The following is a 24,492-nucleotide window of genomic DNA, read 5'->3' on the forward strand; positions in this document are numbered from 1 at the left end:
TCAAATAGCTGATTTTTAAAAAACATCCCTCTCATGTATATGAAAGGGAATTCCAAGTTCGCATGGAGGGATGTTCAATAAATTCAGTTTTTTTAGGATCTAGATTTTAGGAAGCAACTTTTTATCAGCCATAACTTTAGCTATAATAATGGCCGCATCTCCACGCAAGGTCAGAGATGTAGGATTAAACATATACCCTTTTTTCAGATCACTAGCATCAACAGGTGAACCCGTGATAAAGCCCTTCTTGGCAATCGCAAGCACAGATGCTTGTGCATAGTAATCAATCTTGTCTGCATCTTTAAAGGTTTTAGACAGATTCTTCATGATCTTGTCGTGATCTGTCTCCAGCTTCAAATTCAATGCCTTGGCGATAATGACTGCTACATCCTGACGTGTAATTACATCTTCCGGCATAAAGATTCTCGGTTGCGAACCTTTTACAATACCGGCACGTGCGGCTGTTTCAATATAACGATAATCATAGAGAGCATCTGCCGATATCGTATTTGGAATAGACACGTCATCAAAATGCTTCGCTCCGCTGAAATTAAGAGGAATTTGCAGACCTTTGACAATCATAGACGTAAATTCGCCTCTTTTAATGTAGCTGTCAGGTCCAAAGCTATTAATTGGATCCATTGGGTTCATGACACCCTTAGCCAAAGTGGCCTCAATGTAATCTCTGGCATACTTGTGCTTAATGACATCACTATACGTTTCTCCAACCTTAGCTACAACATAGTAGCCGAAACGATCAAACGGTACTTTAATGGTATGTTTCTTCGGATCCACCACACCGCCAATGTTCTGCCAATCTTTAAGATCCGAATCAAAATAGAACACTGTCATTTGTTTCCCTGCATCCTGCGCGATACTGCTATCATACGTCAAGGTTAATGTTGCACGCTTGGATGGTACTAATTCATTAGAAGGATCACGCCAGTAGAAGTTTTTGATCTTACTACTGTCATTTTGTGACTTATTAGCCAGTTGATAAGGATCAGTACCATAAGTTACCGGATCGTAAGCATCCGTTTTGATATCATCTGCTGTACCTGGGTCAATCCAGAATACCGGACTTGACTTGGTAAAACGAGTTGGGAATTCTCTGTTGAAGTATCTACTTCCATCTGCAATCAAGCTCTGCATATCCGACAATGCTTTTTCAGTTTCAAATTCATGACGGTCCACCACACCATCTTCGCTATTTGCTATCGCAAAGTACAATGTATGACCAGAGAAAACCTGATTTTTGAATTGCTGCGGTTGATCATAATCCCGACGAATCAGACTAGTTCCCTTAGCAAAAGCAAGTGTAAGATTACCATCAAACACTTTGTGCGATGTTTTCATCGCTTCCATGTACTGCTCACCAGGAATATTAGTAGGCACATATTTAACCGTAATGGTCTGTTTCAGTTTATCTTTACCTTTTGTAACCACTACGTCAATTTTATTATCTTTGTTGGCCTTTAGACCTGTGACGATAGCTTTGTAGGTTGAAGGGTAATCAACAGTGCCATCATAATCAGAATCGAATCCCTCTTGAATTGCTGTTTCCTTACCTACCATAACACTATCTGCATTACCTGCGTTCACAACCACTTGCACAAAGTTTTGATTCACGATTCTCTTTTCAGGAAGCGGACGCAAAATATCAAAAGATGTGGATTGACCAGATACTTGCAGTCGGAACGTTGCAAATGGTCCGCTCTTGCCACTGTTGTACAAGGTAATGTTATAGGCTACTGGTGTTCCATCTTGCGGAACGGTTTGGTTTTTCAACACAAAGCTGAAATACTTTTTGTCCGGGTGATAGTACACAAGCAGGTCTTTTAATTCTTTATTTGTAAATTTATCTGTAGTGGAACCAGAGTTGTATGCTGTCTTAGCATCTTCTGCTGAGTAAAACTCATTATTCAGCGTCCAATTAACCTCGCTGTCGTCCGATCCCTTAATCTCCAAAATATATTGATCTTTATTGGCAATATCGCTTAACGAACCATTGACCTGATCCGCTTTACCCAAATCAGCAATACTGAATGTACCAAATACATTGATATTTTTCAGGGATGTATTGTAATTGGTATCATCCACTTTAGTGAAATTAGCATCTTTTGTTTTCGGTGCAATTTCGCTATATTTCGGAGTACTGCTCAAGCCACTAACAGGTGTAAAAGGAATAATCCCCTGTGTGTTTGGAACTGGAATTACTGGAATATTGGTCTGTGTAAAGTTTACTTTTACCGTATTGCTATATTCAATACCTGGCTTGTACACAAATTTGATTTCATTATTCCCGCTTGCCAGTGCGTTGGCTGCGGCTGTTTCCGAGGAAGAAGCAAGCTTAAAGTCCGCCCCTGAGCCATCCAAATCAACCAATACATTATTAATATACAGGAATACATTTCGGTTACTTCCAGTGTAATGAATATCTGCTGTGTTGCTCACATCAAGCAATTTACCTTTAAAGTAGCCCAATTGAGTCAGCTTATAGGTATTCAAGTTTGAGCTGGAGGTATTTAACGGAATTTGTTGTCCGTCATAAATCGTATCATATTTCATGAATGGACCCTGCAACAGATTCACTGTGGCTTTAATTAACTTGGTCGAGTCACCATTCAGGTAAAAATTCAGTACGTTCTGTCCTTCTTTAGGCAAAGTGTCTACATAAGCAACGATTTTCTTCACTTGTGTTGACTTGCCATTGATTGTCCGAATCACATCTTGAGGTGATCCTACAGTATGAACCGATACCCCAGAAAGCTCACTGATTGAAGAAGGTGCACCGTTAACAACGATGAACTCCATACCTACAGGAACAGATGGAGCATCTGTAGTCTTGTTCTTCATAGAGCTTCCAGTTAACTTCATAGCTTCATCTATGGCAGTCGCCTGATCAGACCCGCTTCCATTAATTCTACTCAACAATTGATTGTTAAAATCAGGAAGATAGTTTACATCATCAATATACGGCTGAGTGCTGCTGCGCAATGTAAATTGGACAGCCGATGGAGAAGGCGGGGTACTGGTATCACTATAAGTTAGACCCAAGGATACTCTGGTCAAATGATCCACCACAACCTCTGAAGGTACAGTCACCTGAAATGGATATACCTTATAACCATTGGATGTAACCACATTAGCAGTATCAATCGTGGCATCAATCCCACTAGCACTACCCACAGCACTGCCATTGTTACTCACATCTGTAAACCGTGCATTGATTGTAGCCACTCCCGGATCGGATGCACCGCCTGGAACCAAAACCTTACCCTTCAAAACAACTCCACTCGTAGATGATACGGTAAAGTCAGGCGAAGTGGTCAGATCGGCCGACACATTCCCGTCCATGTTCAGGTTCAAATCGGAAAATTCAGGCTTGCCCGTATAGATCGTAATTTCACGTGTAACCGTAAGAGCCTGAGTTCCGTTACCCACTTTAAGAGTCACTATATTTTTACCCGGACTGAGTACAACGCTTCCTGTTAGTTTGTAGCCGGTATAAGAGTTAACAGTATACGTATTACTGCTTTTTGCAGACGTGAGTGTTACACTGTCAGCATTAGGCGCCGTACCTTGAATGACCACTTTAACGTCATCCGAACCGCTATTACCAGCGTCTGTCAGCACAGCTGTCTGGTTCTCTACTAACTGCTCAGTTTTACCGTTCAGCGTAGCAGACAGATCATAAACCTTTGGTCCATCCTGGTACTCTACGTAAATAGAATCCTTCATATCCGCCGAGTTTTGGCTGCTTTGGAATGTGATTCGGTTCAAACCAGGAAACAGTTTAATGTCTGTAACTTTAAGCGTGGAGCCAGTGACTGTAATTCCGCCCTTTTGGCTCTCATTTTTATTTACCACGTTAAGGGTCGTTCCATTTTTGGAGAGCTGGAATACACTATATGATATCGTGCTTCCGTTCACTCCGTTAATCGTTCCGTTAACTGTAATACGGTCCGTGTTTACCGACCTGGCTGAATCCACGTCATATTTTTCATTTGGAAAAATAAAATAAGTTCCCGTCGCAGCATGAGCCGTACCTACCAGGGCCGCCGGCACCAAGCCAATGATGAGACCAACCGTCAGCAACATAGATAGCAATCGTTTCAAATCATTGTCCTCCTTAGATTCTGTCGCACCTTGGGGTACGTAATCATTCAATATCTTTTTTATCGGTAGCGAACATACAAAAAATTAGTAAATACGCAAAAAAGGAGGGAGTTTTTTCATAGCGAAGAACAAAAAAGCCCTCAAACCCGCGGTATACCGCCAAGCTTGAAGGCTTACTTTTTAAAATAAAAAATTATAATTTCGAACGAGTCTGAGAATCTGGCTTAGCCAGCAACCGAATCAAGGTGTTAATCACCGGACGTTTGGTTTTACCGACAAGACCAATAACCTCGGCGCCGATCTGCAAGAAGAACATCATAATACATATCACGACAAAGATAACCCAGTTCGCTTCATTAAGCGCAGCATATGATTGAATCACGGCTAATACACCGAAAAATGCAGCAATAGCGTAAATAATCAATACGGTCTGTCTGTGGCTAAAGCCCAATTCACGCAGGCAGTGATGTAAATGACCTTTATCTGGTGAGAAAATCGGTTTTTTCTGCAACTTGCGACGAATGATTGCAAAAAATGTATCTGACAAAGGTACGCCGATAATGATCAATGGCGTAATAAACGATACAATAGCGATCTGTTTGAATCCAAGCATCGACAGCATCGCCAGGCAGAAGCCCAAAAATAGAGATCCTGTATCACCCATAAATATTTTTGCAGGATGAAAGTTAAAAAACAGAAATCCGATAATGCTGCCCAGCAGCACCAGACAAAGCATAGCAACCATATAGTTGCCCATCAGAAGAGACATTACAAAAATCGTTCCGATTGCGATTCCCGAAACACCAGCAGCCAGTCCATCCAGACCATCAATCAAATTGATGGCATTCGTTACACCTACAATCCAGAAAATCGTAAGCGGGATGGAGATCCAGCTTTCCAAAGAAGAATATGCATCCTGAAAAGGCACATTCACAAAATCAACACGAATATCAAAAGCAAATACAACCATACACGCAACGGCAATTTGAGCCAAAAATTTCAATTTTGCATTAAGATCAAAACGATCATCGAGAGCACCAATCAGTGTAATCAGCGTTCCGCCAATCAGAAAGGCTGCGATAAAATTAATATCCCGTGAGGACAACATTCCTTCAGGCACAAAAGGTAAAATCGCCAATAAGGACAAAAGAAATGCCAGGAAAATCCCCAGACCGCCAAGACGCGGCATAATTCGGGTATGTACCTTTCGGGCATTCGGCACATCGACGGCTCCAACCTTCACAGCAAATTTCTTGACGAGCGGTGTCAATAACAGCGCAAGTCCCAGTGCCATGATGAAACCAATAATATAGATCAATAGCATTTGATCATTCGACCCCCAATTTTAAAGCAATCCCTTTTCAGATGTAACCGCATTGAATTATACTCTGATCGAAAATAAATACCAAGCTTCATATTCTGGCAAATTAGCGGGTTTTGAAGGCAGATTCAAGCTATTTATCACACTTTTGTGACGTTTTCTTTTTCACGCATCACTTTCACGGCGAATTTCGGCAGCGCAAGCATTCTTTTGTAGCGACTTGGCTCTTTCAGTAGCCTATACAGCCACTCAGCTCTGAGCTTTTGGAACAATTTAGGAGCGCGTTTAGCTTTACCGGATATGACATCGAAGCTGCCGCCCACCCCCATCATCACGGGAACACCTAATTCTTCTTTATATTTACCAATCCAGGGTTCCTGCGTGTCTGCTCCACGTGCTACAAACAGCAAATCGGGATTTGCTTCACGAATAGCTGCAATCACTGCTTCATCCTCTTCCGGTCCAAAAAATCCGTCACGCTTGCCGCAAACCGTAATTCCAGGATAAAGCTCATGTACCCGTTGTGCAGTCGCTTGAATCACCTCGGATGTCGATCCGAGCAAATAAACCTTCCAATGATAGTTTTCTCCAGCTCCAAGCAATTCATGTAACAAATCAAAACCCGCCACACGTTCTGGTACTGGATGCCCTACATAATTTGCGGCCCAAACCACGCCAGTCCCATCCGGGACGATGAGTTCCGCCTGCTTCATCACGGACATGTACATTGGATTTTCCAATGCAGCCATAACCATAATTGGATTAGCAGTAATTACTTGATGCGGACGGCGAGACTCTACCGCTTGGATCAATACATTTAATGTATCTTTCATATTAAGCCTTGATACCGGAACACCGAAAATCGGGACGGTAGGCACATTCGTAACCTTATCAACTGTCACTGTATCCATCATCCTTTGCGACACAAGTAATTAACGATATGCTGTGCCGGTAAGCGAGCCTCGCTTTTTAACAAAGCAATTGCCGCTCCCTGGCTCTCGATCCATTGACTTCGCTGATCCAGCAGTCGTACAGCCTCAGCAGCCAGCTTTTGACCATTCAGCGCTTCTGTGGTACCTACAGGCTGGCTACCGACACGATCAAGAAAATGGTCAATTTTCGGATCATAGGATATCCCCAACGGGGGCACATGATGGGATGCTGCATAAATCAGACTATGCAATCTCATCCCGATCATCAAACTGCAACGGCTGACTTCCAGCAGCATCTGCTGAGGATCGGTAACCTGCTCACACATGCTGACACGACTGCCCGTTTCCCTAACATCCCCTAATAAATCCATTACCATCCTTGAAGCCTGCTCATCGTCCGGCAGATGAAAAGGGAAAAAGCGCAAATGCACACGGCGTTCAGCAACTAATTTCTTCAAACCTTCCGCAATCGCCATTAATTCACGACGCTCCTTGTCCCAGTAACGTACCGACACACCAACAATCGGAAGTTCATCCTCCCCTTCAACAGCCGCTTTGTGCAAACCTTCAGAATGGGAGGGCATTGGAAGCCCCATTACGGGATCGGGAACAACCTCTACAGCAGGGCGTTTTAATTTCATGGTGCCCAGTAGCGCCGCAGACTGTTCATCTCTTACAGATACATATTCGCAGCGCTGAAACACAGACCGGATCATAGGGTAGAATATCTTCCGTTGCACCGGACCAATGCCTTGAGCATACACAAACGTCGGCTTTCCGGCCCACTGAGCCAGCTTGAGAATCGCAAGATAATAAGGAATGCTTTTGGGACTTGTTGCGTCCTGAAGCAAACTTCCGCCGCCGCTGATTAACCCGTCACTGTTTTTAATCGCTCTCCGAACTTCTCCCAGACTCATACGTGGTACGGCTTCTACTCCGTACATCTTCTGCGTCCAATCGGGGTCCGAAGACAGCACAACAGGCTTAACCGTAATACCCGCATGACGGCTTTCCTCCTCTAATGCTGTCAAAATCGACTTGAGCACTGCCTCGTCTCCACTATTGCGAAAGCCGTAATAACCCGAGATTATTATCGTTTGAACGGTGGTGACCATTTCTTCCAACATCCTTCCAGCACTTGCCACACGACAATTGCGATAATTCCCAGAATCAGACCAAATCCCAATCCTAGCAGCCCACGACTAAGCGAGAGTGCCGCTGGAGAATGAATGTGAGCAAAGGTATCGACCATAGAGGCTTGACCAATAACAGCTATAATCAGCAAATAGATCGCTTTGCGATATTTCAACGCAAGGAATGCACCTGCAATAAACAGTGGGTGTGCCATCAAAAATTCCTTATTACGCGGACGCACACCAAATGCATTCTCAAGGAAATTTCGGAAAACCAGCTCTGTGTTAGACACGGTACCCGCATTCCCTGTACGGCTCAAATAGTACACTCCTGCAGCTCCAATAACAGCCAGTACGATGACCCATAGTACGGTAATCGGCGTGCGCAGCAGCTTTGAGATTTCTTCGCGTATAGAAACGCCCCGATAAAAGAAAATATATATTGCCGCCAAAAAAATCGGCAAAATGTGAAGCAAACTTACGCCTCTAAATTGGTTCAGCACAAGGCTGTAAGCAATACTATTCAACAACGCAATAACAAACGGTACAGCAGCCAACGACAAGACTGCTGTCTGAACGTACAATACAAGTGTTTGAACGAGACGACGACCTACTGAAAGCTCAGGCTCCTGTTCACGTTTGATTCTAATCGTACGCACAGCAATAACCATTGCAACTGTGGGTCCGCTAATCGCTGCAAGTAGTGCCAAGCCCTGCTCCATCAAGCTGGAGTTCAGAACGTAAAGACCTGCTGAGCCAATCAATCCCAACCCAAATGCTAGCAAGGTCAACGCTGGAACAAAATACGACACCATAATGGAAAAGAAAGCCAGTGCCCCCAGCACAACCACCAATTTCAGGTAACGCTGGTACGACGAATCAACCACTTGAAATGGTTCAGCCTGTCCAAGCTCAAATCCCTTTTTCTCCATCCGTTGAACAGCATTACCCGGTTTGTCCAAACTATGGATCAGGTTATCTACAGAATCCTTCACTTTGGCCTCAGCCACACTGCGGGTCGGAGCTGTATTAAGATACAGCATGCGAATGTTGCGGTCCTTGGTCGCCAATGCAAAACGATCAGCCAACGTCTCCACATCAAGCGTTGAATCTTTGTCGCTCAGTGAGTACAGGCGCACAACGTTATATTTTATAGCGTAAGCCAGCTTGTTGAAGCCTGCCTGCGGTTTTTTCAAGTTTTCAATAGCGGCCAGGCCAATATTGTATTTGTTCAGTAGTTGAGCGAATGCCGCCAGACTGTTTTCTTTCTCATTATCTGTAAACCCTTTGACAGAATCTCCTTCAAACAAAATGCGTTTTACGCCATTCTCCTGAAAAGAAGCCAACGTCTCTTCCGTCAATTCCTGATTGTAAGGAAGACTGTCGCTCATCCGAGGAACGATAAAAAATCCTTTACTCCGAAGCTGTTTCACGGCAATCGGATCAGGCTGCATGGGTTTGAGATACGCATCCTCTGGAGAAGTTTCTACAACGAGCCCTTCATGGCCCTGATAAGTCCATGGTTTTACGTTAATGTCCAGACTGTTAAAAGTACGTTCAATTAACGGCTTCAATGCCGAAGCGTTTTCCTGATTAGTGAAAACAACGTAAGTAAAATTCTCGTTGGCGGGTGATACCCGCTTTTCCATATCTGCAATGTTCTGAGTCGTATAGGTTACAACATGGCCTGCTTTGCGGAAATCATCCAGCGTGCTTTCATACATTGCCATACTGTTCACACCGGCCTGCTTTAAGCGGTCAAGCTGCTCATTCAGGTAATCCTGCGGGTGAGCCTGATACGAAGCTGCCTCCGTCAAATCCCGATAGTCGAATACGATCTCTACTTTTTTACTTGATGATTCTGTCTCCAGACGATCGGCAATTATAGGAATTGAAGCCAGCAAACCAAGTGCAACCAGAATCCATAACCATTTTCGAGAAGCCGTATTCCAATACTGCCATTTCTGATACACTAAAGAACCTCCTTAATATTCGGGATTTTGCAAAATCCAATGCTGCTCACCTTGTCCTTACTCAGTTGTTGGTAGGCACTCATTGGATTTTGCAAAATCCTCCGTTACCGGAACAAGCTTATTTTCCCAAAGCCTCTTCCAGTTTATTCTACAACACAGAAATAACCTCCACGGCGTACTGCCCTTTGCCGTGAGAGGTCACCGATTTCTTAGTTCGTATCCAATTACCTTAACCCTATTCTATTATAAATGGATTTAGCTCAAGCGTCTACGCGTGCCATAACAGCTTCCACCAGACGGCTGATTCTTCGCTCAGCATCCGCCAGAGAGGAACCTCGTACGGCAAAGTATACTTTAATCTTCGGCTCGGTACCGGAAGGACGCAAGCAGAACCACGAACCGTCTTCCAGTAAGAACTTAAGCACATTCTCTTGCGGAAGTCCGTCCAACCCCTGTGAGTAATCCAGCACTTTTTCCACCTTCACGCCTGCAATTTCCAGAGGCGGGGTAGTACGCCAATCCGTCATTTTGCCTTGAATCTGCGCCACTCCATCCTTGCCCTTGAGTGTGCGGGACTCCAGCTTTTCCAGAAAGTAACCAAACTGCTCGTACAGCTCCTCTAAAACATCATACAGCGTCTTGCCTTGGGTACTGTAATAAGCAGCCGCTTCAGCGATCAGCATAGCCGCCAAGACCGCATCCTTGTCACGGGCATAATTACCTGCCAAATATCCGTAGCTCTCCTCATAGCCAAACAGGTAGATATAATCGCCTGTTTGGTCAAACTGATTCATTTTCTCACCAATGTACTTGAAGCCCGTAAGCGTGTTAAATACGGTTGCTCCAAAATGCTCAGCAATCACTGCGCCCATTTCACTCGTTACGATGGTTTTAATGACCGCTCCGTTACTTGGAAGCTTACCCGTTTCTTTTAGCTGGTTCAACAAGTAGTAGACCATGATCGCGCCAGACTGATTACCGGACAATACTACATACTCGCCGTCACGGTTTTTCACAACCGCTCCCATGCGATCTGCATCCGGGTCTGTACCGATCAACAAGTCCGCACCAATCTTTTCACCCAGCGCAATCGCCAGCTTGAAGGCATCGCGTTCTTCCGGGTTTGGAGATTTGACAGTGGAAAATTCAGCATCTGGCTGTTCTTGTTCAGGCACAATATGCACCTGCTCGAAACCGATTTTCTCCAACACATGGCGAATCGGTACGTTGCCTGAGCCATGAAGAGGTGTAAACACAACCTTGAAGTTTTTGCCCGGTCCAGCTGCAATCAGCTCACGATTAACACTCACACTGGCTACCGTATCCACAAACGCTTCATCTTCTTGCTCTCCAAGCCAAACCAGCAGGCCCTGTGCCTCTGCTTCTTCACGTGTCAGACGGTGAATATCAGCAAAAGAAGGAACCTCATGGATATAACCAATTACCTGCTCGGCCTGATCGGGAACAAGCTGACCACCTTCATCGTTGTATACCTTGTATCCATTATATTCAGGAGGGTTATGGCTTGCTGTTACGACAATCCCGCCACTGGCTCCCAAATGTCGTACGCTAAAAGAAAGCTGTGGCGTTGAACGCAAGGACGGGAATAGCTTGGCAACGATGCCGTTGCCTGCCAGCACCAAAGCCGCATCCAAAGCAAACTCTGGCGAGAAATGACGCGAGTCATGCGCGATTACAACCGAAGGCTTCCCTTCTTTCCCCGCATGCTGCTCCAAAATATAACGAGCCAGTCCCTGAGTCGCACGTCCAATGACGTAACGATTCATCCGGTTGCTGCCCGCCCCGATCACTCCGCGCAGACCACCTGTACCGAATTCCAGCTCTTTGTAAAAGCGATCCTCCAACTCCTGCTCGTTGCCTTCCAATGCGCGCAACTCCTGTTTGGTCTCTTCATCAATATAAGGGTCATGCAGCCAGCTCTCAATGCTTTCCAATGCTTTTTTACTCAACTGCGTCATGCCAATTTCCCCTCTCCGTTTTTGGTTGGTCAAAACAGGATTTCTATGTACACATGCACTCGGTTCAGACGTCGTGCTTATGTCAGCAGAGCTTGCTTATTGGGGAGGATCGGACAATGCAAACATAATCTCGCCCTCAGCTACTACTGTATCGCCTACCTTAGCCGTAGCCTTCCCTTTGCCGAATGCTCCTTTGGAACGGGTTATTTCCACTTCAAGCGTCAGCGTATCCCCAGGAACCACCTGTCCGCGAAAACGGAAGCCATCCAGCCCTGCCAAGAAACCAATTTTGCCGCGATTGCTTTCCAGATGCAGCAGTGCGAATGCCCCTACCTGAGCCAAGGCTTCAGTAATCAGCACACCCGGCATAACCGGATAACCAGGAAAGTGTCCAATGAAATGAGGCTCATTCATCGTTACATTTTTAATACCTACTGCTCTTTTCCCTTCCTCCAGCTCAATAATGCGGTCCACCAACAAAAACGGCGGCCGATGCGGGATAATCTCCTGAATTTGATTAACATCCAATTGCAATTTGTCCATTTACTTTAATAACTCCTCCCGCTTGCAGGGTTCAGGCCCTTAACAAAATAGAGCCGCTGCAAGCATAATATTACCCCGCCTGCGCTGCATAATAACAGTTCAAAGCGGTAACAATGTTAGATATCCTTCACCTACTGCAGAAGTGAAGGTTGAGATAAGGGGCTTTTTCCGCCGGTTATGCAACCAGAGGCGCGAAGAGGCCCTTTTGCCCGTGCTTGGTCTTACCCCGCAGTGTTTAAACTTCCCCATCATTATACAGTTATCAGATGTAAAAAGAAAATTACGCGGAAGTACCATATTGGGTGCTCCTATTATGGGGTGAAGCGGAGCTTCAATTTGAGTCAAGGGGGATGGGCTGCGCGATTTATTTGATCTTCCGATCGCTGTTGCCCCTTAATTTTTTCATTATATAAAACCCGATAAGGTTAAAATTCAGGGGCAAAGGCGAACGCTGCCGCTTCTCCAGATTCAAATAAACCTCTCCGCCAAGTTACTTTTGGCTCAAAAAAAGAAAGCCTCGCTTCAATAATACTCGCTTGGCGTGAAGGGCGGAACAACACCGAAGGCCCATGCGATGGCCTTCATTGGCCCTCCAACGACGTGCTGCGTTGGGCCAGTTACGTTTGGGCATAACAAAACCCTGCGCCGCTTGGCACAGGGTTTTGTTGTTTTTATATGCTACCCAACACAAATTGCGAGTGGTTTACCTTAACAAGAGTGGGGTCGATTGCGGGTAGCCAGCGGAGCGAAGGATTTGAATCTGGAGAAGCGTAAGCGTTCGCCTTTTCAACGGGATTTTCACATCTGAATAACTTATAAAAAAAGAAAATCCGGTTGCAACAGCGATCGTAAGATCAAATCATTCGCGGAGCGACCTTCTCCCTGCCCCACTATTTTTAAAGTAAACTAAGGCGCAAATATAAGATCAATGACATGCTGCCAGGTTTTCCATTCAAATACGCCTGCCAGCCCTTGCTTGCCTACGATCACATATCCTGCAATCAAACCACCCAGCAGCGAGAATAGGAACAGCAACGGGATTACGAAATAACGGGCAGTACACCAGCGAGACTTCGCCTTTTCAGGCACCGGACGAGAATCGGGTTGTTCTTCTTTCATCACCAAATCCCTATGCCCTCAGATTGTTAGCCAGGTTCAACATTGTATCGCTAGAAGTCAGCGCCCGTGCCGCCAATTGATACATTCGCTGAACTTGCATCATGTCCGTCATTTCACCCGCTAAATCCACATTAGACTGTTCCAAATAGCCGGAACGTACAGATACGTCCGCTGGAACAGCGCCCGCTACACCTGCTGCACCAAATACATTCGCTTCTGTCACACCATATGCTAACACGAACAGGTTATCGTCCCGCTGTTCCAATCCTTCTGGACGTTGCACATCCATCAGCTTGATCCGCTGACCAACTATTGGATTTCCCGTTCCGTCTGGGCGAATGAGCAATTCACCGTCCGGGTTAATCGCTACCTTGGAGCCAGACGGAGCAGTTACAGGAACATCATTGTTATCCAGCACTTGATAGCCTTCAGCAGTTGTCAGGAACATCGTTTTGCCGTCATTCGGATCTGGAACAAAATGAAAGCTGCCGTCACGCGTCCAAGCCTTCTGTCCATTTCCCTGAACTTCGAACATGGCATTGCCCTGGATCGCCAGATCGGTAGGAAGCCCCGTCTCTTTAAGCGGTCCCTGCTCCATATTTTTCATAGCCAAAGCTAATTTCACACCGTAGCCCAAATTATAGCCGAGCGGCATAGCCCGTCCATTTTGGAGATACGTCGAAGGCTGCTGCTGCACATTGGCCAGCACATCTTCAAAAGAACCCTGTTTACTCTTATAACCAACCGTATTGACATTGGCGATATTATCGGCAATCAAATCCAAGCGTTGCTGCACACTGGCCATAGATACCATTGCGCCGATCATGGAGTTGTTCATCACTTACCCCCTGTTATACACGGCCTACTTCATTAACGGCCTTGTCCAAGCTTTTATCATAAAATTGAATGACCTTCTGATTCGCTTCATACGCTCTTAACGCAGCCATCATATCCACCATCGACTGCGAAGCGTCCACATTAGATACTTCCAGATAGCCTTGACGGACAGATACCACATCATTTGCAGTCATCGTTCTGGCCGTAGCACCGTCTGTATCATTCAGACGAAAATTCCCGTTACCTTCACGAACGAGCTGGTATGGACGGTCAATGACACTGATTCCGAGCGTCGTTCCCAACGTCTGATTGGAGGCTTTGTCCACCAATTCGCCCCGCTCATTTACTTTAAGCGCTGAAACAGCCCCCGTCAATTGAATCGGCTTACCATTCGTATCCAGCACTGCTGAACCCGTCGACGAGAGCAACGCACCCGTTCCATTTACCTGAAAATGCCCATCACGTGTGTAGCGTACATTACCGTTGCTGTCTTGAACCGTAAAAAACGCTTCCGGACGATAGGTGACTTCACCGTTAGCATTGATGAATTTCCCCGCCCGATCAAAAGCCATTGGCCGACCGGTTGCCGGGTCATTCACGTTAATATTGGACTGTATCGCGAAATCCGTAGCTTGTCCGCTATCCTTCAATGCCCCCTGAATGTAAGGGGAGAGGCTTTCCTCAGCAAAAACGCCAGTATTGAGCTTGCCGACCGTACGGTCCGGGTTATTTGGATTGCCCCCGGTCATCGAAATAAGCATTTCGGGAAAAGAACGCTGAACACTATTTTCCTGCTTGTATCCCGTTGTGTTCATATTGGCAATATTTTGCGTCACAGTGTCATGGCGTCGTTGTTGCGTTGTCATTCCGGCGGCCGCAGTATATAAACCTCTCAACATGTATCGTGCACCCCAATCCTATACTCTCCTGGTCAAACATCTGCTCGTACGGAGGCATGGAAGCCAAAACCTAGATAGCCTGCCTGACCGTATACGAGTCTTTTATAATCACTATCGGCAGATTAGAACTTTTTCTTAACGACATGATCCAAATTATCCAGCATAATTCCTGTGCCCTTAACGACACAATGCATCGGATCTTCAGCAACCAGCACCGGAACACGCAGTTCCTCGGCAAGCAGCTCGTCCAATCCGCTCAGCAACGCGCCGCCGCCTGTCAAAATAACACCGCGGTCAATAATGTCGGCTGACAGTTCCGGTGGGGTCTGCTCCAATACAAACTTGGCCGCAGCAACAATCGCTGACACAGGATCTCTGAGCGCATCCTGCACTTCAGCCGCAGAAATACTTAACGTTTTAGGCAACCCGGATACCATATCTCGTCCCCGAATGTCCATCTCTGCCTGTCGTCCGCTCGGATGCACGGTGCCGATGGCGATTTTAATATCTTCCGCCGTACGTTCCCCGATCAAAAGCTTGTACTTTGTTTTCACATATTTCATGATGGCGGAATCAAACTTGTCTCCTGCCATTTTAATGGAAGAAGCCGTTACTACATCCCCCATAGAGAGAACCGCAACGTCTGTTGTTCCACCACCAATATCCACAACCATGTTGCCACTAGGCTCAAAAATATCCATTCCTGCCCCGATGGCAGCTGCTTTTGGCTCTTCCTCCAAAAATACTTCTTTAGCCCCGCTACGCTCCGCCGCTTCACGAATCGCTTTTTGTTCCACTGAGGTAATGTTCGTCGGCGCACAGATCAGAATACGAGGGTGGCTATACCAGCTTTTTCCCCCTACACGATTGATAAAATATTTTAGCATGGCTTCAGTCACTTCAAAATCGGCGATGACACCGTCGCGCAGTGGACGGATGGCTATGATATTACCGGGAGTACGTCCAACCATACGGCGTGCTTCCTCTCCGACAGCCAGAACTCTTTTTGTATCGCTTTCTATTGCAACAACGGAAGGTTCGTCAAGAACAACCCCCTTCCCTTTGACGTGGATAAGCACGTTGGCCGTACCGAGGTCGATACCGATATCATTACTGAACATATTAAAAAGGCCCCCAAAGTGATATTTTAAAAAGCTAAGATTCGACAAGAAGCGGCAAATATATGTATAAACCTACGGTTACATGTCATTTTTCGATCTTGTACCATCTTTTAACATATCATACTTCAGGGGGTTGATTCAATGGCTTTGCCAGCCAATTCACTATATATTTTTAAGACTTGCCTGAAACGAGGATCTCCCTTCTTTTTCCGCTCGTTTTTTTGTACTTGATTTTCGTCGCTTCCCCTCCCCGCAGATGACGAATGGATTTATGGTATTCGAGAATGTGCTTCACCTGATCTGCAAGGTCTGGGTTGATTTCAGGCAGCCGTTCGGTCAGATCTTTATGCACCGTGCTCTTGGAGACACCAAATTCCTTGGCAATCGTACGGACCGTATTCCTTGTTTCCACGATACAGCGACCGATTTTGATGGTCCGTTCCTTGATGTAATCGTGCACGCTCCCGCCTCCCCACTGTGGATAGTTTGGTACATTATATGAGGAGTATGCCTATATATTCGCGGTATGGCGGGAAGACATGCTTCGGAAGGCCTATTTATTTGGCAAAAGCAACTTATGTTTACCCAATGAACTACAAAAGCACAAGAAAAAGCGAGGGATGATGATCCCCCGCTTTGCATGAAAAGCTATGCCGAATTTATTTTTTAGGAAGCAGACCGGTTGGATTCACTGGCTTGGCATCCTGATACACTTCAAAATGCAGATGTGTTTTCAAATCCTTTTCAAGTTCATTACGACCCGCCGAAGCGATGACATCGTTCTGTTTTACTTGATCGCCTTCTTTTACTTTCAGATCGTTCAAGCTTTGGTAAACGGTTCTGAGATTGTTATCATGCGTAATTTCCACAACATTGCCTGCCAGCGGGTGTTGTTCCACACGGGTCACCTTACCACTGAGGGCGGCTCTCACTTCGAACGTTTGATCATCGGCGCGAGAAAGATCAATGCCAGTGTTGGCGGTAAAGGTTCTATCGTACTCTACCATCGCAGCCGCCTGTTCGTCAGCTGTCGCGTTTTCGTCAAAGAATGGCTTTACGACCTGTACTGCGGCAGCATCCGCCACCGGCCATGCGAGATTTTCCGACTGGGCAACGACTTCCATACTTTCAGGCTGTTGTCCGGTGACATCGGTATTGACCGTTGATGTATTCTGTACCGATGAATTAGCTGGGTCAGGTTTGAAAGACTTCTGGTTGGCATCCTGATAGACCCACACTAAAGTTAGTATAATGGCTGCTGCGGCAATGTAGGCTGCCGGGTATGCCCACCTTTTGGACAACAGCTTTTTCCACGAAGACGGCCGTGAAGCCCTTCCACCCTGAAAGGTTTTGGGTGTTTCTTCATGATTTTGGTTCTGGTTTTTATTTTGTTCACTCATTTGCTCATCACCTCAGTAACCAGTGTTACCGGGTGCAACTCTTTTATACTTCAAAGTTTTGAAAAATTTACTAACTTAGAATACGAGAGGCTTGGGCAAAGGAAACGCCCGTGTAATAGTGAAGGAGAATTTGAGTGGCTGTATGTCCTTCCTTGGCCATTCCGTTAGCTCCCCATTGGCTCATACCGACACCATGTCCGTAGCCGTAGGTTGTAATGGCGATCTGATCTCCTTCGGCCTTCCACGTAAATTCAGCAGAACGCAGCCCCAGCTTGTTTCGGATTTCCGGTCCAGTAAAAATAGTGCCTCCTACCTCGATCTGCTTGATCCGATGCCCCTTTGTCTTGGAAAGTACCCGAATTTCCGGTATACTCCCTCCTCCAGTAGAAGCGGCTATCGCCGTACGGCTCAATCCCAATCTATCAAGCACATTCTGACGGCTCAGCGTGATGGTTTCTGTATAACGGGGCGCAAGCTGCTTGTCCCATGGACTTGACACACTCCGTAAATAAGGCACAGCCTTGGCCCATACATCCTCTGAATTTTCAGTATAACCGTTACTGGTAGAAAAAAAGGAAGCGGTAATCGGTTTACCCTCATATACCATGATCGTATCCTTGGTGTCGCGTACAGCCTGCCGGATTTTGGCCAGTTCTGCGGATTTGCCAGAATGCCCCCACTCTCTATTAAGTTTGGCTTTGGAAATGTAGGCCTGGTGCTTAACCGTATCGGTCACATCCGCCCCCGCCGGAGCGCCGCTGGTGTCATCAGCCAGCAAACGCCGGGCAATGAAGGTACGCGCGGCAATAGCCTGCGCCTTCAGCGCCTCGCCCTCGAAGCTGGGCGGCATTTCGGCTGCTACTACGCCGACAATGTATTGCTCTAGCGGCAGCGTCTCCGTGCGACCGGTGGACGTGACGTACACGCGCACGTCCGGCTCTGCCGCCGCTGGTACACTGCGCGCTGGCGCGGCGGGCACCGCAGGAATGGGCGGGACGCCCGGCAGGCGTGTAACAGGCGCCTCGCCCTTCGCAACCGCAGACGTGGCCGTGCGGTTGCTAGGCGGCAACGGCTGCGCCGTGTGGCTAGGCCATGCCAGCAGTGTGGGCACGGCCAGCGCTAGCGCCAGCAGGCCCGCCATAGCCGCGGCGGGCAGCCATGGGCGGCGGCTGCCCCAGCGCGGGACACGCCCAGCAGAAGGCCGCAGATGCGGCAGCAGCGCGGGCGGCAGGCTGCCGCGGGTCGTAGCTGCCCCAGAGACGGGCGGCGACGCGGGGATAGGGCGCTGCGCGGGAGTGACCGCCGCCGCCGTACGCCGGGCGGTGAAGGTCACTCTGTCAGGAGCTGACGCGCCCGGCGGAACGATCTGCTGTGGCACAGGACGCCCTGCCTGTACAACAGCTATAGAGCCGTGACTGTCTCCCTCAGGTGAAGCCCGGCGATGTTCCTTGGAATGATGAATCGGTATACGAATACGAACCTGTGAATCTTTCATAAGCTGAAACCTCCATCAAAGGGCTTGAGTCCGGCTGGAAGCAGTGATATGCTCCAGCAGATACTTTCAATCATATGAGGTCGTCCACTTTGATAGAACCCTTTTAAGAGAACTGAAAGAATGAAAAAGACAGGCTGAAAACATAAAAAAACCAAGCCCTTTATGGACTTGGTTTCTCACTTGTTCGTAAATGTTACAGCATGTAGCCGCATGAGGCTATATACACTAAAGCTTAGGCCAGGGAAGGCTGGATCTTAAACAGATTCCCTGATGCCGGTTCTGGTATGACGCGCTCAGCACTGGAGACATCCAGCTTGGGCTCTTCTACCGTTACTCTGTAAATGTCCGCGCCTAACCCGGTCAGCTTCTCGGCCAGATGAACATAACCACGGTCGATGTGATGTACGCCGGATACCTCCGTTGTACCTTCCGCAATCAGTCCAGTCAGAATCAAAGCAGCACCTGCACGCAGATCTGTCGAGGTCACTTTTGCACCTGTCAATTTAGCATTGCCGGTTACAATTGCGGAACGGCCTTCAACTTTAATCTCCGCATTCATCAGATGAAATTCATCCACATGCATAAAACGATTTTCAAACACGGTTTCCGTGATAATGCTGGTGCCTTCAGCGGCAAGTTGAAGTGCCATCATCTGGGACTGCATATCCGTAGGGAAACCAGGATAAGGCAACGTTTTAACATCAACGGCCTTTAACGGTTTATCCGAAATCACGCGAATTCCATTTTCATCCGGTTGAATGATTACACCCATTTCTTCCATCTTGGAGATAACCGGTCCCAAATGGTCCGATATCGCGCCTTCTACATATACGTTCCCGCCTGTGATCGCAGCAGCAACCATGTAAGTACCTGCTTCTACCCGGTCGGGAATGACCGTATGCTTCACACCGTGCAGCTTTTCAACGCCTTCAATGCGAATAACGCCTGTACCTGCACCGCGCACCTTGGCACCCATACCGTTCAGGAAATTCGCAAGATCGACGATCTCAGGTTCCTTCGCAGCATTTTCAATGGTGGTAATGCCCTCCGCAAGAGTAGCGGCCATCATAATATTTTCGGTCGCACCTACGCTGGCTACATCCAAATAAACTTTGGCTCCACGCAGACGCCCGTTAATTTTAGCTTCAATAAACCCTTGGCCCAGACTAATCTCGGCACCCAATGCTTCAAAACCCTTCAAATGCTGATCAATCGGTCGCGTACCAATTGCACATCCGCCTGGAAGCGAAATTCTTGTGTGTCCCAAACGTGTAAGCAACGGCCCCATAACCAAAAACGATGCGCGCATTTTCCTAACCCACTCGTAAGGGGCTTCACAGGAAATTATCTTCCGTGCGTCAACACGAATGACCTCGTCTTGGTATGTAACGCCTGCTCCTAAGGACTCCAGCACTTTGCTAATGGTCATCACATCGTCTAGAGGAGGTGCATCAATGATAACACTTTCTCCTTCTTCTCCTAAAAGAGATGCGGCGATGATCGGCAGAACTGAGTTTTTGGCTCCGCTGACTTTGACACTCCCGGTCAATCTGTTGCCACCGCGGACGATAAATTTGCTCATCTATGGTTCCCTCCGCGCGTCATTTCCCTTTTCCATCATGGAAAAAAAGAACATATTCCGCTATTTTCATGCCTTGCTTTTTCATTACATAAAAAAACAAGATTTTACTAATACACTAACTGCCATCATAACACTGATTAAATCAAGTATACAAGCGTTTTTTAAACATGACGACTATTGTGTTTCCAGCCTGTCGGGCCAGCTATACACGTATAGTTCTTTTGTTTACCATTGTTAACAATATGGCGCGATGTTATTCGACAATTCCCGCAGATACAGGGCCATAAAGTCATATAACCCGCCCACTTCATATTAAAACACATTCTAAAGCATCTGGCTCCATGAGATATAGCTTAAAAGAAAGCCGGACACCAGCTGTCCCAACATAATGGCAAGAAACAAGTGCAGCAATCTGCCCTGTGGCCCCTTAGGATGCCTGATGAATAAATCCAGCTTTAAGCTCTGTAAAGCCCACCAAGCTAGCGCTATACAAATGAGCGACACGATCATGGAGACCAGCGCGGTCATACTCGCCGATTGACTTAACTGTTCAGCCAATTGCTGCTTCCCGTTCATCCGTAATCCCTCCCATCTGCGTCACAGACTTCTTTATAATACTCGGCGAACGCCTAATATGCCAGTGCTATTTCTACTTTCAGGACAATTATTTCGACAAAATACGAACATTTCCTTCTGTTTCGTGAATTTAAAAGGTACTATGTACCTAGCTATTAAGCAAGAAATGGGACAGTATTTTTGGAAATCATATCAAAAAAAGGGCTCGATCACAGTGATCGAAGGAAGGAAAAGTCTACCTCATCTTCTTCTGCCGGAACATCATTTGGCAGAAACTATGAAGCGGTCTCCTTGTCATCCCATCCGTATACCATGCCGAACCCTTTTACAATCCAGTTAAAAACCCAATGTTAATTCTTATTGGTTCTGATGCTCGTTGCATTCAGACGATTAAGTGCCCGTTGCAGGGCTACCTCCGCCCGATGATGGTCTACTTTCTCCTGTTTGCTCTGGAGCCGCAGCTCTGCCCGCTCCCTTGCCGCACGGGCACGCTCCACATCAATATTCTCGGAACGCTCCGCACTTTCAGCCAAAATGACCACTTTATCCTTGCGGACTTCGACAAAGCCCCCATTGACCGCAATCACTTCTGTCTGACCGCCAGTTTTAATACGTACCGGCGCAATCTTCAAGGGAGTGACCAAGGGAAGGTGTCCGGGTAAAATCCCGAGATCGCCTTCCGAGCCGCGAACACTGATGCTGTTTACCTGTTCTGCAAAGACCAGGCGCTCCGGCGTCACAATCTCCAACAAATATGTGCTCACTTGAATCCCTCCTGAAAGCTGCCCGCAGACAGCTCACTTCGTAAGGCTCGGCTATTCTTCGCCTGTATGCTACAGCGTTTTGGCTTTTTCTACCGCTTCCTCGATGGCCCCTACAAAAAGGAAGGCCGCTTCTGGAAGATGATCATACTTGCCTTCCAGAATTTCTTTGAAGCTTCGTACAGTTTCTTTAACCGGTACATATTTACCCGGGAAGCCGTTGAACGTTTCGGCAACGTGGAAAGGTTGGGACAGGAAACGCTGGATTTTGCGCGCACGGGCTACCAGCATTTTGTCTTCTTCACTCAGCTCGTCCATACCCAGGATGGCAATGATATCCTGAAGCTCGTTATAGCGGGCCAAAATTTGTTTTACGCCTTGTGCTACATTGTAGTGCTCTTCACCTACAACTTCTGGAGCCAAAATCCGGGAGCTTGATGCTAGTGGATCAACCGCCGGGTAAATACCCATTTCGGAAATTTTGCGCTCCAGGTTTGTCGTTGCATCCAAGTGGGCAAACGTTGTAGCAGGAGCCGGGTCAGTGTAGTCATCCGCAGGCACATAGATGGCCTGAATGGAAGTAACAGAACCCTTTTTAGTAGAAGTGATCCGTTCTTGCAATTGACCCATCTCAGTTGCCAGTGTAGGCTGGTAACCTACTGCCGAAGGCATACGTCCCAACAGGGCGGAAACCTCAGAACCCGCTTGGGTAAAGCGGAAGATGTTATCAATAAAGAGCAACACGTCACGGCCTTCTTGATCACGGAAATACTCCGCCATCGTCAGACCGGTAAGGGCAACACGCAAACGTGCGCCTGGAGGCTCGTTCATTTGTCCGAACACCATCGCTGTTTTATTGATAACGCCGGAATCTCTCATTTCATGGTACAAGTCATTTCCCTCACGCGTACGTTCACCAACGCCTGCGAATACGGAAATACCACCATGTTCCTGAGCGATATTGTTAATCAATTCCTGGATGGTTACGGTCTTACCTACGCCGGCACCACCAAACAATCCGACTTTACCGCCTTTGGCGTACGGAGCCAGCAGGTCGATAACTTTAATGCCGGTTTCGAGCATTTCTGCTTGAGTTGTCAATTCATCGAAGGCAGGAGCCTGACGGTGAATCGGATTTCTAGCTGCTTCACTCAAATCAGTACCATTATCAATTGGCGTTCCAAGTACGTTAAATACGCGTCCCAGAGTTGCTTCACCGACAGGTACCGAAATAGGTGCTCCCTGATCGATTGCTTCAACTCCACGAACCAGACCATCTGTGGAAGACATGGCAATACAACGCACACGGTTGTCACCAAGGTGTTTCGATGCTTCGAGCGTCAGGTCAACTTTGACTCCGTTCTCCAGCACAGTCCCAATATGAATGGCATTCAGGATTTCCGGAAGCTGTCCGCGTTCAAACTCAACGTCGACAACCGGACCCATGATGCTCACTACGCGTCCTTTGTTCATCTTTTGGTTTCCCTCCTACAAGCTTGCACAGCCGCAAATCCGAACTACACGATTTGTTTTGCGCCCGCAAATTATCATATTAGTATAGGACCAGCTATACAGCAGTCCGCAAAAAAAACCATTAAGACTGGGCACTTGCCCCTGCCACGATTTCCGTAATTTCCTGGGTAATAGCCGCTTGACGAGCACGGTTATAGGTCAGCGACAGCTCACCAATCAGCTTCGTAGCATTTTTAGTGGCAGATCCCATTGCTGTCATTTTTGCTCCCAGTTCACTCGCCTTACCGTTCAGCAAAGCACCGTAGATGAGTGTTTCCGCGTATCGCGGCAACAGCACTTCCAGCACTCCTTCCGGTGACGGCTCATACTCATAGTTAATCGAGGATGCAGCAGCAGCGGAATCCGGCGTCGCCATAGGCAACAGACGGTCAACGGTTGGAATCTGAGTCAATGCATTAACAAAGCGGTTATAGCATAGATACAGCTCATCAAATTCTTTGAGCTCAAAACCCTGCACAGCTTTGTTGGCAATCGTCTTGATATCTGCAAAAGCAGGTGTATCCGACAGATCTGTTACCGACTCGGCAATAGGAAACTCGCGGCGTCTGAAATAGTCCCGTCCTTTTCGTCCAATAATGAAAATTGTAAACTCATCCTGTGAACGGTGACGTTCCGCAATTGTCTGTGTAACCTGCCGCAAAATGTTGGCATTATAACCACCAGCCAGACCACGATCAGATGTAATGATGAGATATGCCGTCTTTTTGACCGGACGCGATTCCAGCATCGGGTGCTTAACGCTGTTTGACCCCGCAGCAATACTGGTCACAACTTCCCTAAGCTTTTCCGAATAAGGACGAGCCGCCTCAGCCTTCTCCTGAGCTTTTCTAAGCTTGGATGCAGCTACCATCTCCATCGCTTTCGTAATCTGCTTCGTACTCTGCACACTTTTGATCTGACGTTTAATCTCGCGCATACCTTTTGCCATGATTTCACCACCTTCAAGCTTTGGCAAAGCCAAAGCTACTTCGTAAGCATTCACTTAGCTTTGACAAAGTCAAAGCTAACTTCGTAAACCGGTTCTGGATATCCGGCCGTCCATGATGAAGGACAGTCCAGCCGGACTAATCATAAAGGGCCTGTTATTGAGTATAAAACATGCCAAGGAAGCCACAGCCCGGAGGGCACGCTTCCTTAGGACACTTCTCGTCATAAACTGGCAAATTCCA

The 24,492-nt window shown here is 47.1% G+C and carries 19 protein-coding genes; all 19 read right to left on the reverse strand.

What is annotated here, in order from left to right; genetic code table 11:
- Positions 1 to 99: 99 nt before the first annotated feature.
- The 19 genes from ABIA61_RS14210 to atpG all read right to left on the reverse strand — a co-directional run bounded on the left by ABIA61_RS14210 (position 100) and on the right by atpG (position 24,251).
- On the reverse strand, positions 100 to 4,119 hold the full coding sequence (locus ABIA61_RS14210) for an S-layer homology domain-containing protein (protein WP_404580900.1): 4,020 nt from the start codon (positions 4,117 to 4,119) through the stop codon (positions 100 to 102).
- A gap of 193 nt (positions 4,120 to 4,312) precedes the next feature.
- A complete protein-coding gene (locus ABIA61_RS14215; RefSeq protein WP_044648751.1) occupies positions 4,313 to 5,443 on the reverse strand; it encodes a glycosyltransferase family 4 protein in 1,131 nt (376 codons plus the stop codon).
- 137 nt (positions 5,444 to 5,580) lie between these two features.
- Positions 5,581 to 6,342, reverse strand: coding sequence for a WecB/TagA/CpsF family glycosyltransferase (locus tag ABIA61_RS14220; RefSeq protein WP_404580901.1), 762 nt, complete (start codon positions 6,340 to 6,342; stop codon positions 5,581 to 5,583).
- Between the two features lie 8 nt (positions 6,343 to 6,350).
- A complete protein-coding gene (gene csaB, locus ABIA61_RS14225) occupies positions 6,351 to 7,487 on the reverse strand; it encodes a polysaccharide pyruvyl transferase CsaB (RefSeq protein WP_283653568.1) in 1,137 nt (378 codons plus the stop codon).
- Complete coding sequence (locus ABIA61_RS14230) at positions 7,463 to 9,478, reverse strand: DUF5693 family protein (protein WP_404580902.1); 2,016 nt, start codon at positions 9,476 to 9,478, stop codon at positions 7,463 to 7,465. The genes csaB and ABIA61_RS14230 overlap by 25 nt, the downstream gene beginning before the upstream one ends.
- Before the next feature lie 260 nt (positions 9,479 to 9,738).
- A complete protein-coding gene (locus tag ABIA61_RS14235) occupies positions 9,739 to 11,457 on the reverse strand; it encodes a phospho-sugar mutase (RefSeq protein WP_404580903.1) in 1,719 nt (572 codons plus the stop codon).
- A gap of 96 nt (positions 11,458 to 11,553) precedes the next feature.
- Positions 11,554 to 12,000, reverse strand: coding sequence for a 3-hydroxyacyl-ACP dehydratase FabZ (gene fabZ / locus ABIA61_RS14240; RefSeq protein WP_283653570.1), 447 nt, complete (start codon positions 11,998 to 12,000; stop codon positions 11,554 to 11,556).
- Positions 12,001 to 12,906: 906 nt separating this feature from the next.
- A complete protein-coding gene (locus ABIA61_RS14245; protein WP_404580904.1) occupies positions 12,907 to 13,119 on the reverse strand; it encodes a DNA-directed RNA polymerase subunit beta in 213 nt (70 codons plus the stop codon).
- Between the two features lie 10 nt (positions 13,120 to 13,129).
- Positions 13,130 to 13,957, reverse strand: coding sequence for a flagellar hook-basal body protein (locus ABIA61_RS14250; RefSeq protein ID WP_404580905.1), 828 nt, complete (start codon positions 13,955 to 13,957; stop codon positions 13,130 to 13,132).
- A 13-nt stretch (positions 13,958 to 13,970) separates the two neighbouring features.
- On the reverse strand, positions 13,971 to 14,855 hold the full coding sequence (locus ABIA61_RS14255; RefSeq protein WP_283653573.1) for a flagellar hook-basal body protein: 885 nt from the start codon (positions 14,853 to 14,855) through the stop codon (positions 13,971 to 13,973).
- A 122-nt stretch (positions 14,856 to 14,977) separates the two neighbouring features.
- Positions 14,978 to 15,976 carry a rod shape-determining protein gene (gene mreB, locus ABIA61_RS14260; RefSeq protein ID WP_044646231.1) on the reverse strand — a complete coding sequence of 333 codons (999 nt, stop codon included), beginning with the start codon at positions 15,974 to 15,976 and terminating at the stop codon, positions 14,978 to 14,980.
- Positions 15,977 to 16,148: 172 nt separating this feature from the next.
- Positions 16,149 to 16,436, reverse strand: coding sequence for a sporulation transcriptional regulator SpoIIID (spoIIID, locus tag ABIA61_RS14265; RefSeq protein WP_007432737.1), 288 nt, complete (start codon positions 16,434 to 16,436; stop codon positions 16,149 to 16,151).
- A 199-nt stretch (positions 16,437 to 16,635) separates the two neighbouring features.
- Entirely contained in the window at positions 16,636 to 17,376 is a 741-nt protein-coding gene (gene spoIIQ, locus ABIA61_RS14270) for a stage II sporulation protein SpoIIQ (protein WP_283653574.1), read from the reverse strand.
- 70 nt (positions 17,377 to 17,446) lie between these two features.
- Positions 17,447 to 18,871 carry a stage II sporulation protein D gene (gene spoIID / locus ABIA61_RS14275; protein WP_404580906.1) on the reverse strand — a complete coding sequence of 475 codons (1,425 nt, stop codon included), beginning with the start codon at positions 18,869 to 18,871 and terminating at the stop codon, positions 17,447 to 17,449.
- Positions 18,872 to 19,103: 232 nt separating this feature from the next.
- Positions 19,104 to 20,453, reverse strand: coding sequence for a UDP-N-acetylglucosamine 1-carboxyvinyltransferase (gene murA / locus ABIA61_RS14280; RefSeq protein ID WP_283653576.1), 1,350 nt, complete (start codon positions 20,451 to 20,453; stop codon positions 19,104 to 19,106).
- A 324-nt stretch (positions 20,454 to 20,777) separates the two neighbouring features.
- The gene (locus tag ABIA61_RS14285; protein ID WP_044646227.1) at positions 20,778 to 21,029 is read right to left on the reverse strand and encodes a DUF1146 family protein; all 252 of its coding nucleotides are present in this window, start codon (positions 21,027 to 21,029) and stop codon (positions 20,778 to 20,780) included.
- A 350-nt stretch (positions 21,030 to 21,379) separates the two neighbouring features.
- Positions 21,380 to 21,793, reverse strand: coding sequence for a F0F1 ATP synthase subunit epsilon (locus tag ABIA61_RS14290; protein WP_283653577.1), 414 nt, complete (start codon positions 21,791 to 21,793; stop codon positions 21,380 to 21,382).
- 69 nt (positions 21,794 to 21,862) lie between these two features.
- Positions 21,863 to 23,263 (reverse strand): F0F1 ATP synthase subunit beta, encoded by a 1,401-nt coding sequence (gene atpD / locus ABIA61_RS14295; RefSeq protein ID WP_014278469.1) that lies wholly within the window; start codon positions 23,261 to 23,263, stop codon positions 21,863 to 21,865.
- A gap of 121 nt (positions 23,264 to 23,384) precedes the next feature.
- Entirely contained in the window at positions 23,385 to 24,251 is an 867-nt protein-coding gene (gene atpG / locus ABIA61_RS14300) for an ATP synthase F1 subunit gamma (protein ID WP_404580907.1), read from the reverse strand.
- Positions 24,252 to 24,492 lie beyond the last annotated feature (241 nt).

The organism is Paenibacillus sp. RC21 (genome assembly GCF_044907935.1).
Taxonomy (GTDB): domain Bacteria; phylum Bacillota; class Bacilli; order Paenibacillales; family Paenibacillaceae; genus Paenibacillus; species Paenibacillus terrae_A.

Bases quoted from the DNA above. Each gene is read 5' to 3' on its own strand.
- spoIIQ (WP_283653574.1), bottom strand. From the start codon at position 17,376: ATGAGTGAACAAAATAAAAACCAGAACCAAAATCATGAAGAAACACCC.
- fabZ (WP_283653570.1), bottom strand. From the start codon at position 12,000: ATGGACAAATTGCAATTGGATGTTAATCAAATTCAGGAGATTATCCCG.
- mreB (WP_044646231.1), bottom strand. From the start codon at position 15,976: ATGTTCAGTAATGATATCGGTATCGACCTCGGTACGGCCAACGTGCTT.
- ABIA61_RS14285 (WP_044646227.1), bottom strand. From the start codon at position 21,029: ATGAACGGGAAGCAGCAATTGGCTGAACAGTTAAGTCAATCGGCGAGT.
- atpD (WP_014278469.1), bottom strand. From the start codon at position 23,263: ATGAACAAAGGACGCGTAGTGAGCATCATGGGTCCGGTTGTCGACGTT.
- ABIA61_RS14235 (WP_404580903.1), bottom strand. From the start codon at position 11,457: ATGACGCAGTTGAGTAAAAAAGCATTGGAAAGCATTGAGAGCTGGCTG.
- csaB (WP_283653568.1), bottom strand. From the start codon at position 7,487: ATGGTCACCACCGTTCAAACGATAATAATCTCGGGTTATTACGGCTTT.
- murA (WP_283653576.1), bottom strand. From the start codon at position 20,453: ATGAGCAAATTTATCGTCCGCGGTGGCAACAGATTGACCGGGAGTGTC.
- atpG (WP_404580907.1), bottom strand. From the start codon at position 24,251: ATGGCAAAAGGTATGCGCGAGATTAAACGTCAGATCAAAAGTGTGCAG.
- ABIA61_RS14245 (WP_404580904.1), bottom strand. From the start codon at position 13,119: ATGAAAGAAGAACAACCCGATTCTCGTCCGGTGCCTGAAAAGGCGAAG.
- ABIA61_RS14255 (WP_283653573.1), bottom strand. From the start codon at position 14,855: ATGTTGAGAGGTTTATATACTGCGGCCGCCGGAATGACAACGCAACAA.
- ABIA61_RS14215 (WP_044648751.1), bottom strand. From the start codon at position 5,443: ATGCTATTGATCTATATTATTGGTTTCATCATGGCACTGGGACTTGCG.
- spoIID (WP_404580906.1), bottom strand. From the start codon at position 18,871: ATGAAAGATTCACAGGTTCGTATTCGTATACCGATTCATCATTCCAAG.
- ABIA61_RS14250 (WP_404580905.1), bottom strand. From the start codon at position 13,957: ATGAACAACTCCATGATCGGCGCAATGGTATCTATGGCCAGTGTGCAG.